The sequence below is a fragment of the Streptomyces sp. YIM S03343 genome, from assembly GCF_054729195.1.
The window spans coordinates 4959978-4974622 of the sequence record NZ_JBPUKX010000001.1 but is presented as its reverse complement, the minus strand read 5'-3'; the positions used below and the strand labels follow the sequence as shown (position 1 = coordinate 4974622).

General features: G+C 69.2%; 11 protein-coding genes and 2 pseudogenes. 7 read left to right on the top strand and 6 right to left on the bottom strand.

Features of this window, described 5'->3' with window-relative positions; genetic code table 11:
• The first annotated feature begins 32 nt into the window (after positions 1-32).
• Complete coding sequence (locus tag ACSYGN_RS21565) at positions 33-761, top strand: response regulator transcription factor (protein WP_460398024.1); 729 nt, start codon at positions 33-35, stop codon at positions 759-761.
• Here ACSYGN_RS21565 and ACSYGN_RS21560 read toward each other — a convergent pair.
• Positions 751-1362 (bottom strand): annotated as a pseudogene (locus ACSYGN_RS21560) (ATP-binding cassette domain-containing protein); the annotation flags it as partial. The gene ACSYGN_RS21565 and the pseudogene ACSYGN_RS21560 overlap by 11 nt on opposite strands.
• Positions 1363-1972: 610 nt before the next feature.
• Here ACSYGN_RS21560 and ltrA point away from each other — a divergent pair.
• Positions 1973-3736, top strand: coding sequence for a group II intron reverse transcriptase/maturase (ltrA, locus tag ACSYGN_RS21555; protein WP_460398022.1), 1764 nt, complete (start codon positions 1973-1975; stop codon positions 3734-3736).
• A gap of 106 nt (positions 3737-3842) precedes the next feature.
• Here the strand turns inward: ltrA and ACSYGN_RS21550 are convergent.
• The 4 genes and pseudogenes from ACSYGN_RS21550 to ACSYGN_RS21535 form a co-directional block, all read right to left on the bottom strand.
• Positions 3843-5087, bottom strand: a pseudogene (locus ACSYGN_RS21550) (ABC transporter ATP-binding protein); the annotation flags it as partial.
• Positions 5088-5283: 196 nt separating this feature from the next.
• Entirely contained in the window at positions 5284-5424 is a 141-nt protein-coding gene (locus ACSYGN_RS21545) for a hypothetical protein (RefSeq protein WP_460398020.1), read from the bottom strand.
• Between the two features lie 98 nt (positions 5425-5522).
• Complete coding sequence (locus ACSYGN_RS21540) at positions 5523-5657, bottom strand: hypothetical protein (RefSeq protein WP_460398018.1); 135 nt, start codon at positions 5655-5657, stop codon at positions 5523-5525.
• Between the two features lie 292 nt (positions 5658-5949).
• Complete coding sequence (locus ACSYGN_RS21535; protein ID WP_460398016.1) at positions 5950-7791, bottom strand: bifunctional metallophosphatase/5'-nucleotidase; 1842 nt, start codon at positions 7789-7791, stop codon at positions 5950-5952.
• A 186-nt stretch (positions 7792-7977) separates the two neighbouring features.
• Here ACSYGN_RS21535 and mshD point away from each other — a divergent pair, with 186 nt between their 5' ends.
• The 4 genes from mshD to ACSYGN_RS21515 all read left to right on the top strand — a co-directional run bounded on the left by mshD (position 7978) and on the right by ACSYGN_RS21515 (position 13327).
• Positions 7978-9015, top strand: coding sequence for a mycothiol synthase (mshD, locus tag ACSYGN_RS21530; protein ID WP_460398014.1), 1038 nt, complete (start codon positions 7978-7980; stop codon positions 9013-9015).
• Positions 9016-9367: 352 nt separating this feature from the next.
• Complete coding sequence (locus ACSYGN_RS21525; RefSeq protein ID WP_460398012.1) at positions 9368-11608, top strand: RNA degradosome polyphosphate kinase; 2241 nt, start codon at positions 9368-9370, stop codon at positions 11606-11608.
• Positions 11589-12695, top strand: coding sequence for a CHAD domain-containing protein (locus tag ACSYGN_RS21520; protein ID WP_460398010.1), 1107 nt, complete (start codon positions 11589-11591; stop codon positions 12693-12695). Before ACSYGN_RS21525 ends, ACSYGN_RS21520 begins: the two co-directional genes overlap by 20 nt.
• A gap of 128 nt (positions 12696-12823) precedes the next feature.
• Positions 12824-13327 (top strand): NUDIX hydrolase, encoded by a 504-nt coding sequence (locus ACSYGN_RS21515; RefSeq protein WP_460403632.1) that lies wholly within the window; start codon positions 12824-12826, stop codon positions 13325-13327.
• A 39-nt stretch (positions 13328-13366) separates the two neighbouring features.
• Here the strand turns inward: ACSYGN_RS21515 and ACSYGN_RS21510 are convergent, their stop codons facing one another.
• Entirely contained in the window at positions 13367-13540 is a 174-nt protein-coding gene (locus ACSYGN_RS21510) for a hypothetical protein (RefSeq protein WP_460403957.1), read from the bottom strand.
• A 150-nt stretch (positions 13541-13690) separates the two neighbouring features.
• On the opposite strand from ACSYGN_RS21510, the gene ACSYGN_RS21505 reads away from it, so the two are divergent.
• Positions 13691-14548, top strand: a complete 858-nt coding sequence (locus ACSYGN_RS21505; RefSeq protein ID WP_460398008.1) for a hypothetical protein — start codon at positions 13691-13693, stop codon at positions 14546-14548.
• Positions 14549-14645: the final 97 nt, after the last annotated feature.

Genomic DNA, 14645 nt, shown 5'->3' with positions numbered 1-14645 from the left:
CCCGGCACAGCCGATCGTCACACTTTTAGATAATGGTGAGGACGATTCTTCTGGCCGATGACGATGCCGATGTGCGGGACGGGGTCGGGCGGCTGCTCAGGTTCGAGGGGTACGAGACCGTGCTCGTCGGGGACGGGCGGGTCGCGCTGGATCTCATCGGGGGGCCGGGCGGCGAGCCCGATCTCGTGCTCATGGATGTCACCATGCCGGTGCTCGACGGGCTCGCCGCCACCCGGCGGCTGCGGGCCTCCGGCTGCACCGTACCGATCCTCATGCTCACCGGCCGCAACTCCGTCGGCGACCGTATCGTCGCCCTCGACAACGGCGCCGACGACTATCTCGCCAAGCCCTTCGCCACCGAGGAGCTGCTCGCCCGGGTCCGGGCTCTGCTGCGGCGCAGTCCGCAGCATGCCGGTTCGGCTGAGGAGACCGGCCAGGGCAATGGGCGTGGGCTGCTCGGGTTCCAGGACGTGCTGCTCGATCCCTCCAGCCGTACCGTCACCCGTGGCGGGCGGGCGCTCGATCTCACCAAGACCGAGTTCGGGCTGCTCGAGTATCTGCTGCGCAATCCCGGCAAGGTGCTCAGCCGGCGGCAGATCCTCCGGGATGTGTGGGGGTTCGACTTTCAGCCGACCTCCAACACCCTCGATGTGTATGTGATGTACCTGCGGCGGAAGATGGAGGGTCCGGGGGAGCCTCGGCTCATCCACACCGTGCGGGGGTTGGGGTACAGCCTGCGTGGGGGGTCTGCTACCACCTGAGGATCATCGTCTCGTCCGCCGGGGTGGTGGCCAATCCCGGTACCGACTCCGGTGCCTGTCCCGGTGCCTGTCCCGGTGCCTGCCCCGGTGCGTGCTCCGGGAAGGGCGAGGCCAGGCGGGCGTAGACGCCGTTTCGGGTCATCAGGGCCTCGTGGGTGCCCTCCTCTGCCAGGCGGCCTCCGTTCACGACCAGGATGCGGTCCGCGTCGGGGGCCAAGCTCAGGTCGTGGGTGATCATGATGGTCGTACGGCCCGACATCAGGCGACGCAGCGGGGCCATGATCTGGCGGGCCGAGACCGCGTCCAGGCCTGCCGTCGGCTCGTCGAGGATGAGGACGGGGGCGCCGCGGAGCATGGCTCGGGCTATCGCTATGCGCTTGAGCTGGCCGCCCGACAGGGCCGCCGTGCCGGGGGCTATGTGGGTGTCGTAGCCGTCGGGGAGGGCTGTGATGAAGTCGTGGGCCGCTGCTGCGCGCGCTGCTTCCTCTATTTCCGGGTCCGTCGCTCCCGGACGGCCGCACGCGATGTTCTCGCAGATCGTGCCGTTCAGGACGTGCGTCTCCTGGGGGAGGAGTGTGAGTGCGACACGAGGTCGCTCCAGCTGAGTGGATGAGTGAGAGGAGGCGGTAACCGACCCGGACCAGTGTCCAAGGTCCGTCCCCACGTTCGCATGCGTCGCTGGCAACGGCGGGGTGTGAAGCCGAGCGGGAAAGTCCAAGAGCAGCCTGGCCATCGGGCAGCCACAGACGAAGGGGAAGGCTGGACGGGCGAACGTGAGTGAACCCTTGATGACGCCTCGTTACTTCCAAGTCGTGCGGATGGCAGGGCAGTTGGCGGCTATAGAACCCGAGCACGGAAGAGTGCTATGCGATCCCGCGTCTTCGCATAAGCGGGAGTGGACACCGCAGGTTCCGGGGTAAAGAGGGCGCCCACCCCAGCCGCGTCTCACTGGAGCGGAACGTGGAAACCCTGTTGGAGTCCGTGAAATCACGGTAAGCCGGAGGCAACGAAGGCCCAACTCTCCAGCAGGACAGGATGATCCGAGAAGCGAATGCCGACAGGGTGAAAACCCAGGGGAAACCGGGGCGGACAAGCGTCACCGCATAACCCGTCGGATACGGGCCTGTGCCCGGCCCGAAAGGGAGCCTACGCGGATCAGGTGAGCCTGTGAAGACCAGCTATCTGGAAACCAGAACTGAGGGGCAAGTTAGATGCCGAGTTCAGGAACGAGGACAGGAGTAACTGTCCGGCCTGCTCTGGCGAACGGACCCGAAGACCACACGCAGGCATGGAACAGCATCGACTGGGCCAAGGCAGAAGCGTCGGTACGGCGACTGCGGCAGCGCATCTTCACAGCTACGCGCGAAGGGGACTTGAAGATAGTCCGAAACTTGCAGAAGCTCATGCTGAGGTCTCACTCGAACGTGCAGGTAAGCGTGAAGAGGGTGGCCCAGTTGAGCTCCGGACGCCGGACGGCCGGCATCGACGGTGAAACCGCCCTGACTCCGAAGGAGCGCGGACGGATGGTGGCCGAACTGGCTGCCCAACCCATCACCGACCATGCCCGTCCTGTTCGGCGCGTGTACATCCCCAAAGCGAACGGGAAACGACGCCCGCTGGGAATTCCAGTCATGTGCGACCGGGCCCGCCAGGCCATGGTCAAGAATGCGCTGGAACCCGAGTGGGAAGCTCGCTTCGAGGCGCAGAGCTTCGGTTTCCGCCCCGGGCGAGGGTGCCACGATGCGATCACGAACATCTTCAGCACGGTGGCCCAGAGACGGGCACAACGGCTGTGGGTGCTCGACGCGGACCTGGCATCGGCATTCGACCGGATCGACCATGCGCACCTGCTGACAAGCCTCGGACACTTCCCCGGCAGGGGAATGATTCGGGGTTGGCTCAAGGCAGGGATCATGGAGAACACGCGGTTCGCGCCTACCGAGGAGGGAACTCCTCAAGGTGGCGTGGTGAGCCCACTGTTGCTGAACATCGCTCTTCACGGGATGAGTGCAGCGGCCGGTTGTCTCGAAGGTGCCACGCTGTGGCAGCGGAGAGACGCACCGGTACTTGTGCGGTACGCAGACGACTTTGCCGTGTTCTGTCACAGCGAGAGTCAGGCGTATCGGGTCAAGGATGACTTGGCCGGGTGGCTGGAGCCGCGAGGGCTGTCCTTCAACGAGGAAAAGACACGGGTTGTCCACCTCGAAGAGGGATTTGACTTTCTCGGGTTCAATGTCCGCCGCTACAACGGGAAACTGCTCACAAAGCCGAGCAAGTCCGCTGTCAAGAGGTTCCGGAAAAGGCTCCGCGACGAGATGTTGGCCCATCGAGGGTCCAACGTGATGGCCGTGGTGAAGCGGCTCAACCCGATTCTTCGGGGATGGGCCACCTACTACCGGTCGGGTGTGTCCAAGAAGACGTTCCGCGATCTGGACGACTACTTGTGGAAGCTGACCTTCAAGTGGGCCAGGCATACGCACCCGAGGAAATCAAAGACCTGGTGTACCGAAAGGTACTACGGTCAGTTCAACTCGTACCGTCAGAGCAAATGGGTATTCGGTGACCGGGAAACCGGCATGTACCTGTACAAGCTCAGATGGACCAAGATTGAACGGCACGTCGGTCTCAAGGCGGGGTACTCGCCTGATGATCCGACGCTCGCCGATTACTGGGCGAACCGCTCGCGCAAAAAGATGCCAGCAACGGCGGACAGGACGTCTGTCACGCTGGCTGCTCGCCAAAAGGGAATCTGCCCCCTGTGTAAACAGGCGCTGATCTCCGGTGCCGAATTCGAGCCCGACAGCCCGCGGGAGTGGGCGGCCTGGTTCTCGGCATCCATGAAGATGCTTCACAAGCATCACTTCGTGTACAGGCGGCACGGCGGCTCGGACGAGAAGACAAACCTCCGCCTCGTGCACGCTGAATGTCATCGCCAGCACCACGCTGGCGACAACAGGAGGGCCGGGCAAGCATGAACGCGCGCAACAGCTCTGGGGGCTCGCTTGAGCCGGATGCGGTGAACAGCCGCACGTCCGGTTCTGAGGGGGCCGGGGCGTGGCAACACGCTCCGGCTACCCGACTGTTCTCCCGTACGAAGTCGAGGGGGACGTCGCTGAGTGGGACGCCGTCCAGGCAGATCGCGCCCGCCGACGGGTCGTAGAAACGGGTCAGGAGCTTCGCCAGCGTCGACTTGCCCGCTCCGCTCGGGCCCGTGACCAGGAGCAGTTCGCCGGGGGCCGCCGTGCAGGTCACGTCGCGGAGGGAGGGGCGGAGGGCGCCGGGGTAGCGGAACGACACCCCGTGGAAGCTCACCCAGCCGCGCACGGGCCATGGCGCCACCGGCTCCGCCGGGTCTGTCACCGACGGCTCGGCGTCCAGGATCTCGCCGATACGCTCCGCGCCCGCCGTGGCCGCGGTGAGCGTCAGACCCAGCTGGCCGAGGCTGCGGATCGGCGGGTAGAGGTAGCCGATGAAGGCGGCGAAGGCGAGGAGCTGGCCCAGGGTCATACGGTCCGCGGAGATCTCCCAGACGCCGAGGCCGATCACCGCCAGCACGCACAGCGTCTCCACCACCTCGACGAACTGCTCGTACAGTTCCCCGAGCCTCGCCCCGCGTACGCTCGCCCGGAGCCAGGCGTGTGCCTCGGTGTCCAGCCGCTTCTCCTCGTCCCGGCCCCGGTTGTACGCCTGGGTCATGACGACGTTGCCCAGCGACTCCTCCACCACCGAGGTGATCGCGCCGTCCGCTATCCGCTCGTCTCTCGACGCCGACCTGATGCGGCCCGAGAAGTGGCGCGCGGCGATCAGGAAGAGGGGGGCGAGGACGAAGGTGGCCAGGGCCAGGTCCCAGCGGAGCCAGAAGGCGGCGCAGGCGTAGAAGACGGCCGAGAAGACCGCGGAGATCGTGCCTACGACTCCTGAGACGACCATCGTTTCGATCGCTTCCACGTCTCCGGTCAAACGCTCGACCAGGTCGCCCTGGCGGTGCTTCTGGAAGAAGTGGGGCGGGAGGCTCTGGACGTGCCGGAACACCCCGGCGCGCAGCCGCAGTACAAAACGCTCGGCGGTCCAGGTGGCGAGCGAGTTGCCCAGGTAGCCGACGAACGCGCCCAGCGCGGCGACGCCCAGCCAGGCGGCCGCCGGGCCCCAGAACGCGGACAGCGAGCCGGCCTTCAGGGCATGGTCGGTGAGCTGGGCGAACAGCAGGATCGCGGCGGTCTCGGCGAGCGCGGACACCACCACGCACGCCACGATCACCGCCAGCCACTTGCGGTCGCCCCGGGTCAACGGCCAGAAGCGGCGGAAGGCGACGAGGGCTTCGCTCATGGCTACAGCTCCCTTTCGGACTCTCGGACTCTCGAATCTTGGATCGATCCGGGGCTCTCGGGCTCTCGGGCTCCCGGGCTCCCGGGCTCCCGGGCTCCTTCGGGCTCTCAGACTTTCGGGCATGGCCGAGGCGGGGCCGTCGGGCGGCAGTGCCAGTGCACTGCCGGTCACCGTCGGCCCCGCCTCGTGGCGTGGATCAGCCCTGCTGGCCGACCGGGCGGCGCTTCGGGGCGGGCACGGGCTTCTTGGCGGCAGCCTTCTCGACGACGGGCTTCGGGGCCGGGGCGGCGACCGTCCTGCGGTGCTTCTTTACCGGGGCGATCTTGTGGAAGCTCATGATTTCTTACCTCTCTGTCGCGGTTCTGCAACAGTTTCGCTGCCGATCTGCTGCAATTACTTCTGATTTACATAAGGGAATCCTTGGAGTTTGCCAGATCAGCCCTGGTGGTCGATCGGACGGCGCTTCGGGGCGGGCGTGGGCTTCTTCGCGACCTTCTTGGCGACGGGCTTCGGAGCCGGGGCGATGGGCTCGCGGTGCTTCTTGACCGGGACGATCTTGTGGAAGCTCATGGGTTTCTCCTTTGAGTTCTCTGGAATTCGCTGTGTTTTTCGTCTTCGCTATCTTCGCTTTCGCGTCGTTCGCTGTCGACATGGAAAACACTACGGCACTCCGAAGCCGGAAAGCGCCAAATCGGCTGAGACCTCCATGAGATGCGCCTGAAACCATTTTCAGGCCGCCATCGGAACCAAATTCGCCCTTACATAGAATTGATGAGGTGAAGAAATACTAAAAGGGCCCGGCCCCCGTACGTGCGCTGTGATGCACGTACGGGGGCCGGGCCCTTGCCCTGCGTACCGCCGCCTACTTCACGATCGTGATCCGGTTCGCCGCCGGAGGTGCCAGCGGGGCCGCCGGGGTGGAGTGGGCCGTGAGGTACTCCGCCAGCGCCGCCAGGTCATCGGTGCCGACCAGGTCGTTCGTGCCCAGGCCGAGCGTGGTGAAGCTGTCGCCGCCGCCCGCGAGGAAGCTGTTCGTCGCGACGCGGTAGGTGGCCGCCGGGTCGATCGGGGCGCCGTTCAGCTTGATCGAGTCGGTGACGACACGGTCCGCGCCGGACTTCGTCAGGTCCAGCGTGTAGGTCAGGCCGGAGGAGATCTGGAGGACCCTCGGCGATGCCGCGTTGTTGCCGCTGACCTGCTCCTTGAGCACCTGGATCACCTGGGCGCCGGTGAAGTCCTGGAGGTTGACGGTGTTGGCGAAGGGCTGCACGGTGAAGCCCTCGGCGTACGTCACCACGCCGTCACCCTCGGAGCCCTTGGCCGCGTAGGTCAGCCCGGCCCGGACGCCGCCGGGGTTCATCAGGGCGAGGTCGGTCGACGGGTCCAGTTCCTTGCCGTACGCCAGCTGCGCGTCCGCGATCAGGTCGCCCATCGGGGACTCCGTGCCGGTGTTGTTGATGTCGGCGGAGATGTAGCCGATGGCACGGTTGCCGATGGGGGCGGCGAGGGCGTTCCACTTGGCGATCAGCTCGGTCATGTCCGTCGCCTTGGGCACGTCCCGGGTGACCACCCGGTTGGCCGACTGCACGGCGGTACGGGCGATGTCACCCGTGCGGCGGTCGTACGTCAGCGTGGTGTCCGTGTAGAGGCGGCCGAAGGACGCGGCCGAGGTGACCATACGGGGGTTGCCCGCCGGGTCGGCGATCGAGCAGACGTAGGCGGTGTGGGTGTGGCCCGTCACCAGCGCGTCCACCTTCGGGGTGATGTTCTTCGCGATGTCGACGATCGGGCCCGAGATGCCGTCGCCCGCGCCCGGGGAGTCGCAGTCGTAGTTGTACGACGCCGACGCGGGCTGGCCGCCCTCGTGGATCAGCGCGACGATCGACTTCACGCCCTGCCGGTCCAGCACCTTGGCGTACTTGTTGATCGTCTCGACCTCGTCCTTGAACCGAAGGCCCTTGACGCCGTCCGCGGAGACGATGTTCGGGGTGCCCTCCAGGGTGACGCCGATGAAACCGATCTTGACGCCGTTCTTCTTCCACACCCAGTACGGCTTGAGGATCGGCTTGCCGGTCTTCTCGTCGAGGACATTGGCCGCCAGGTAGGGGAAGTCGGCGCCGTCGAAGCCCTCGGCGCCGTAGCAGCCGTCGGTGGGGTGGCAGCCGCCGTTCTGGAGGCGGGCCAGTTCCCGGGCGCCCTCGTCGAACTCGTGGTTGCCGACCGAGGTGACGTCCAGTTTCAGCTTGTTGAGCGCCTCGATGGTCGGCTCGTCGTGGAACAGGCCGGAGATCAACGGGGAGGCGCCGACCATGTCGCCGCCGGCCGCGGTGATCGAGTACGGGTGGCCCTTGCGCGCGTCGCGCAGATGCGTGGCCAGATACTCGACGCCGCCCGCGTCGATCGTCTTCGTCGTGCCGTCCGCCTGGAGCTCGGTGACCCGGCCGGAAGAGCCCGACGGGGGTTCGAGGTTGCCGTGGAGGTCGTTGAAGGAGAGGAGCTGGACGTCCTGGTAGCGGCCGGGGTGGCCGCCGTGGCCGCCATGACCGGGGCTGGTGCTGCTGCCCCTGCCGGGGCCGTTGTCGTGGGCGTTCGCCGGGAGTGCGGCGGACAGGGCCGCGACGGTGGCCAGGCCGGCCGCGGCGGCGAAGAACCTCGTACGCGTACCGCGTCTGGTGGTGTCGTGCGGGTGGGAAGTGGCTGACATGCGCCCCCCTGTGCGTCTGCTGTCGATGTCCCCGTCGCCGGGCAGCCTAGGGTCAACGCGCGTAGCGCGGAAGGATGTTCGCGGTTAATTCCGGGTTCCGTTTTGCCGCGACTTTGCCCGCCGGGCTCTGGCGGGGGTCCCTGTACCCCGCCGGGCTCCGGCGGGGCTCCGCTTACCCTCGTACGCATGACCAGCGACGACACCGTGGGTGCGGATTCCTCTCCGTTCCGGTCCTCCCGATCCTCCTCGTCCTCCTCGTCTTCCTCGTCCTCCTCGTCTGCTTCATCCTCCGGGGGTTCGTCTTCTTCCTCCGGCTCCCGGGCCATCGAGACGTACGCCTCGCTCGGTCCCGAGCAGGCCTCCGCCGTGCTGGCGCTGCTCGCAGAGGCCGCGCGGGTCGACGGGCAGCAGGCGGTGTCCGAGCAGGGGCGGCTGCAACTGCGGGGCGGGGCGCGTGAGGGCGTCTCCCATCTGCTGCTCCGGGTCGACGGGCAGCTCGTGGGGTACGCCCAGCTGGAGGACACCGATCCGGTGGAGGCGCCGGCCGGTGAACTCGCCGTGCATCCGGACCACCGCGGGCAGGGGCACGGGCGGGCACTCGGTTCCGCACTGCTCGCCGCGTCCGGGAAGCGGCTGCGGATCTGGGCGCACGGTGGGCACTCGGCGGCCCGTCATCTCGCGCAGGTGCTCGGTATGACGTTGTTCCGTGAACTGCGGCAGATGCGGCGGCCGTTGGAGGACGGGCCGGAGCTGGAGCGAGAGCTCGGTGAGCCGCGGCTGCCCGAGGGGGTGGTGGTACGCACCTTCGTCCCCGGGCAGGACGACGCCGCCTGGCTCGCCGTCAACTCCGAGGCGTTCGCGCATCATCCCGAGCAGGGCGGGCTCACCCAGCGGGACCTCGACGACCGGATGGCGGAGCCGTGGTTCGATCCGCGGGGGTTCTTCCTCGCCTTCCGGGGGGATCGCCTCGTGGGGTTCCACTGGACCAAGGTCCACGCCGAGGAGCAGCTCGGGGAGGTGTACGTCCTCGGGGTGCGGCCCGGGTTCCAGGGGGGTGGGCTCGGGAAGGCGCTCACCGTGATCGGGCTGCGGCATCTGGCGGGGGAGCGGGTGCCTACGGCAATGCTGTATGTCGATGCCGACAACCTGGCGGCGGTGGGTGTGTATGAGCGGCTGGGGTTTCGGACGTACGAGGTGGATCTGATGTATCGCACCGAGACGTGAGGGCTGGCCTACGACCGGTTCGGCTGCGACGGCGGGGGGCCAGCCGGGGGTTTTCGCCCCCGCCGCCCCTTCCCGTCCCGTCACGGGGGCTCCGCCCCCGTCCCCCCGCTCCTCAAACGCCGGAGGGGCTAATTTTTGGGCCCGCGGTGCCGACAAGGGGTCAGCCTCGACCCCCGGGGGCCGCCCCCCGCTATCCCACACGTCATGTCTCCGTAACCATCGATTCAGACGGCCTTGCAAAGCTCAGCCAATGAAACCCGTCGTGCCAGAGCCTCCGCCGCCCCCGGGGCGGATCGCGGGGCCCGTGCTTTCCGACGCGCCCGTCGCACGCCTGGCGCGGAAGAATGGGGTTATGAGCCAGCCAAACGCCCAGGCGCAGGTAAAGCACGCCCAGCACGCGCAGCCCTCCGTGGGCTCCATAGCCGCGCACCGGCCGCACACGGTGGCCGCCACGGTCTCCGACCTGGAACCCGACCTCGACGCCGATCTCGACGTGTACGAGGAGTCACAGGCCGACGGCGTCCAGTTGCCGCAGGGGCGCTTCCTCGACCGGGAGCGGAGCTGGCTCGCGTTCAACGAGCGGGTTCTGGAACTCGCCGAGGATCCCGAGACTCCGCTGCTGGAGCGCGCCAATTTCCTCGCCATTTTCGCCAGCAATCTCGATGAGTTCTTCATGGTCCGGGTGGCCGGACTGAAGCGGCGTATCGCCACCGGAGTGGCCACGCGGTCCGCTTCCGGGCTTCAGCCCCGTGAAGTGCTGGAGATGATCTGGGCCCGGTCGCGGGAGCTCATGGCGCGGCATGCCGCCTGCTACCACGAGGACGTCGCGCCCGCGCTGGCGGAGGAGGGCATCCATCTCGTCCGCTGGAGCGAGCTCACGGAGAAGGAGCAGGCACGGCTGTTCACGCTGTTCCGGCACCAGATCTTCCCCGTCCTCACCCCGTTGGCGGTAGACCCCGCGCACCCCTTCCCGTACATTTCCGGCCTGTCCCTGAACCTGGCCGTACGGGTCCGCAACCCCGTCACCGGCACCCCGCACTTCGCCCGTGTCAAGGTCCCCCCGCTGCTCTCCCGCTTCCTGGAGGCATCCCCGGGCCGTTACGTCCCCCTGGAGGACGTGATCGGCGCCCATCTGGAGGAGCTGTTCCCGGGCATGGAGGTGCTGGAGCACCACGCCTTCCGGGTCACCCGCAACGAGGACCTGGAGGTCGAGGAGGACGACGCCGAGAACCTGCTCCAGGCCCTGGAGAAGGAACTCATGCGCCGCCGCTTCGGGCCGCCGGTGCGCCTGGAGGTCGAGGAGAACATCAACCAGGAGGTCCTGGACCTGCTGGTGCGCGAGCTGAAGATCACCGAGGCCGAGGTGTACCCGCTCACCGGCCCCCTCGACCTCACCGGTCTCTTCCGTATCGCCGGTCTCGACCGCCCCGAGCTGAAGTACCGCAAGTTCGTCGCGGGCACCCATCGCGACCTCGCCGAGGTCGAGTCGGCCTCCGCGCCCGATATCTTCGCCGCGCTGCGCAGCCGTGACGTCCTGCTGCACCACCCGTACGACAGCTTCTCCACCTCCGTACAGGCGTTCCTGGAGCAGGCCGCAGGCGACCCCGACGTCCTCGCGATCAAGCAGACGCTGTACCGCACCTCCGGCGACTCCCCGATCGTCGACGCGCTCATCGACGCCGCCGAGGCCGGGAAGCAGGTCCTGGTCCTCGTCGAGATCAAGGCCCGCTTCGACGAGCACGCCAACATCAAGTGGGCGCGCAAGCTGGAGGAGGCCGGCTGCCATGTCGTCTACGGGCTCGTGGGGCTGAAGACGCACTGCAAGCTCTCGCTGGTGGTGCGGCAGGAGGGCGAGACCCTGCGCCGCTACAGCCACGTCGGCACCGGCAACTACCACCCCAAGACGGCCCGCCTCTACGAGGACCTCGGCCTGCTCACCGCCGACCCGCAGGTCGGCGCCGACCTCTCCGACCTGTTCAACCGGCTGTCCGGCTACTCCCGCCGGGAGACCTACCGCCGGCTGCTGGTCGCCCCCAAGTCGCTGCGGGACGGACTGATCTCCCGGATCAACAAGGAGGCCCAGCACCATCGCGCGGGCCGCCCCGCGTTCGTCCGTATCAAGGTCAACTCCCTGGTCGACGAGGCCCTCTCCGACGCCCTCTACCGGGCGTCCCAGGCGGGTGTGCCGGTCGAGGTCTGGGTGCGCGGCATCTGCGCGCTGCGCCCCGGCGTTCCGGGCCTGTCGGAGAACATGCGGGTCCGGTCCGTCCTAGGCCGCTTCCTGGAGCACTCCCGGATCTTCGCCTTCGGCAACGGCGGCGAACCCGAGGTGTGGATAGGCAGCGCCGACATGATGCACCGCAACCTCGACCGCCGTATCGAGGCCCTGGTCCGGGTCACCGACCCGGCCCATCGCGCAGCCCTGAACCGGCTCCTGGAGACCGGCATGTCCGACACCACCTCCTCCTGGCGCCTGGGCCCCGACGGCGAGTGGACCCGGCACGCGACCGACGCGGACGGCCAGCCCCTGCGCAATGTCCAGGAGATGCTCATAGACGCCCGGAGGCGCCGGCGTGGCTCAGCAACACCTTGAACCGACGGACCCCGCGGCCGCCGGGACCGCCCCCAAGCTCTCGACCGCGGTCGAGAGCGGGGGCACCCCCACGGGGGACGCACTCGCGTCCTACCTGAGGGCCCAGGCCACGGAGTTCCTCCGCGCCCTGCGCCAGCACCGGGAGACCGGGGGCGCGTCGGCCGGCGCGGAGGGGTCCGTCGACGCGGCGCGCGCACTGCGCCGCTCGGCCCGCCGCATCAGCGGCAGCCTGCACACCTTCCGCCCGCTCCTCGACGCCGACTGGTCGGAGGCGATGCGTCCCGAGCTCGCCTGGCTCTCCGGGACGCTCGCGCTGGAACACGCCTACGAGGCCCGGCTGGAGCGGCTGCTGGCGGCGCTGCACCGGCTGTCGGGGGTGGCGGTGCTCCCCTCGCAGCCCGGCGGCGGCGCACCGGCGGCCGGGCCGCCCGCCCACCAGTCCGCCCAGCAGTCCGGCGATCGGGCCGCGCTGACCGTCGGCGCGGCCAAGGCGGGCGCCCTGCTGGAGCGCCAGCTCACCCTCGCCCGGACCCGCGCCCACTCCACGGCCCTCCAGGCGCTCGGCTCCTCCCGCTTCCACGCCGTCGCCGACAAGGTCGCCGTGCTGGCCAGCGAGGTCCCGCTCACCCCGGCCGCCCCCGCCGCCGACCTGCGCCCGATGGCGGCCGCCGCCGAGGAGCGCCTCACGGCCGCCGTCGCCGCCCTGCCGCTGGTCACCGCCGGGCACCCCTACAACGCGGAGGCCTTGATCCACGGCCTGTCCCCGGATCCCGCCCCGCATCCCCAGGACGGCCCCTGGCACCAGGTACGGCTGCTGCTGCGTCTGCACCGCTACGCCCGCGAGGCGCTCTACGGCGGCGAACTCCCCGTCGACATGCGGCTGCTGTCGGCGGGCCAGGCCCTCAACCGGCACCGCGACGCCTCGGAGGCGGCGGCCGCCGCGGCCTCGGCGGCGCGCACCCCGCGTATCGCCCCGGCGACGGCGTACGCCCTCGGTGTCCTGCACGCCGATCAGCGTCACGAGGTGGAGGCGGCCCGGTTTGCCTTCCAGCAGTCCTGGCAGAAACACACAGTCGGCTCTCCCTGACCCGCACACGCCTTTCCGAGGAAAGCGGTGAAGCACCGGTGACCAGCCCGAAGGACACGACCGCCAACGATTCGACCGGCCACGATTCGACCACGGACTCGACTGCCAACGGCGCGACCGCCCGCGACATGACCGCCGACCACTCGACGCCCGCGAACTCCGCGACGACCGACGGGGGCACGGCCACCGGCCGCGGCGCTCCCCAGGGCACCCCCGTCGAGGCCGCAGGCTGCGTGCTGTGGCGCCGTTCCCCCGTCGACGGGGAACTGGAGGTCTGCCTCGTCCACCGGCCGAAGTACGACGACTGGTCGCATCCCAAGGGCAAGCTGAAGCACGGCGAGGACCCGCTGTCCGGAGCGCTGCGGGAGGTCGCCGAGGAGACGGGCTACGCCGCGGTCCCCGGCAGCCGGCTGCCCACCATGCGCTACCTGGCCAACGGCCGCCCCAAGCAGGTCCGTTACTGGGCGGCGGAGGCCGCCGACGGCGGGTTCACCCCGAACGACGAGGTGGACCGGATCCTGTGGCTGCCCCCGGCCGCGGCCCGCAACCGGCTGACCCAGCCGCGCGACCGCACCCTGATCGACGAGCTCTTGGGCCCGCTGCGGATCCGCTCGGGACCGGACACGCGCTGACAGGCACAGCGCCCCGGCCTTCCGCAGCGGGGGCGGTGGTCAGCCCCCGGTGAGATGTCCGGCAGCGTCCGACCGGGCCAGGCTCCGGGCCCGGCGGGCCGGGCCGTGCCAGCCGCAGCTGCACCGGGCAAGGCAGAAATGGCCCTTTTCGACCGTGGTCGTACGGTGTTCCGCATCCAGCATCGGCTGGTCGAGCCCTTCGTACTGCGTCACACGTTCAACGTTACCCACAGGCGGCATAAAGGACTCATATGCCCGCCCCCCGGAGCCGCTCCGGGACCTGTCGGCGTGACGCGCCTCCCTACCCGTCGTTAACCGAAGCGACAGGGGGCCCGTGACGGACGTACCGGGGGTAGGCAGGCGATGGCCAAGGAGCGGGAGCGGCAGCGCGGACGGCGGCCGGGCGGCACGGTCGTCACGGCGGGGCTGGTGGCGGCCGGTCTCTGCGCCTGCGCCACCGGCTGCGCGGGCGGCGGCGCGGTCGCGGAGGACTCGCGCGGCGCCCCCGACGCGGTCGGGGTGCTGCGCCACGCGGCCGACGCGCTGCGTCAGGCGGGCAGTTCACGGGCCGGTACGGCGATGGAGATGGCGACCGGCGGCACCCGGGTCATCATCCGCGGCCAGGGCGGCTACGACTTCCGCCGCCGGCTCGGCCGACTGCGCGTGACGCTGCCGCAGGACCCGACGGGGGCGAGCGAGCATCTGCCGATCACCGAACTCCTCGCACCGGGCGCCCTGTTCATGAAGAACCGGGGAGCGGGAGTGCCGGCCGACAAGTGGGTGCGGATCGACACGGCCACGATCTCCGACGGCAACCTCGTCACCGGCGGCGCCACCGATCCGCTCGCCGCGGCGGAGGTGCTGTGCGGGACCCGGTCGGCGGTCTATCTCGGGCGGAGTGAGGTGGGGGGCACGGAGGTACGGCACTTCCGTGGCACCGCCGATCTCGCTGCGGCGGCGCGGGGCGCCTCGGCGGACGGCCGGGCGGCGCTGCAGGCGGCGGCGCGGGGCTTCGCCACGGCACGGGTGCCGTTCGACGCCTATCTCGACGACCAGGGGCGGGTGCGCAAACTGCGGCAGCGGTTCAGTTTCGTCAACGGCCACCGCCGTACCCCGGTCGCGGTCACCTCGACGACGCTGCTCTACGACTTCGGCGCCCCGGTCGACGTACGGCTCCCGGCACCGGGCGACATCTACGCGGGCCGGATCGCGGAGGGGTGACGCGGGGCTGCCGGGGCCCGGCAGGGCGCGAGGACGGCCGAAAGGGACCTGTGCACTATGCGGACTAGTCCTCCGAACTAGCCCGTCCGTGCCATGC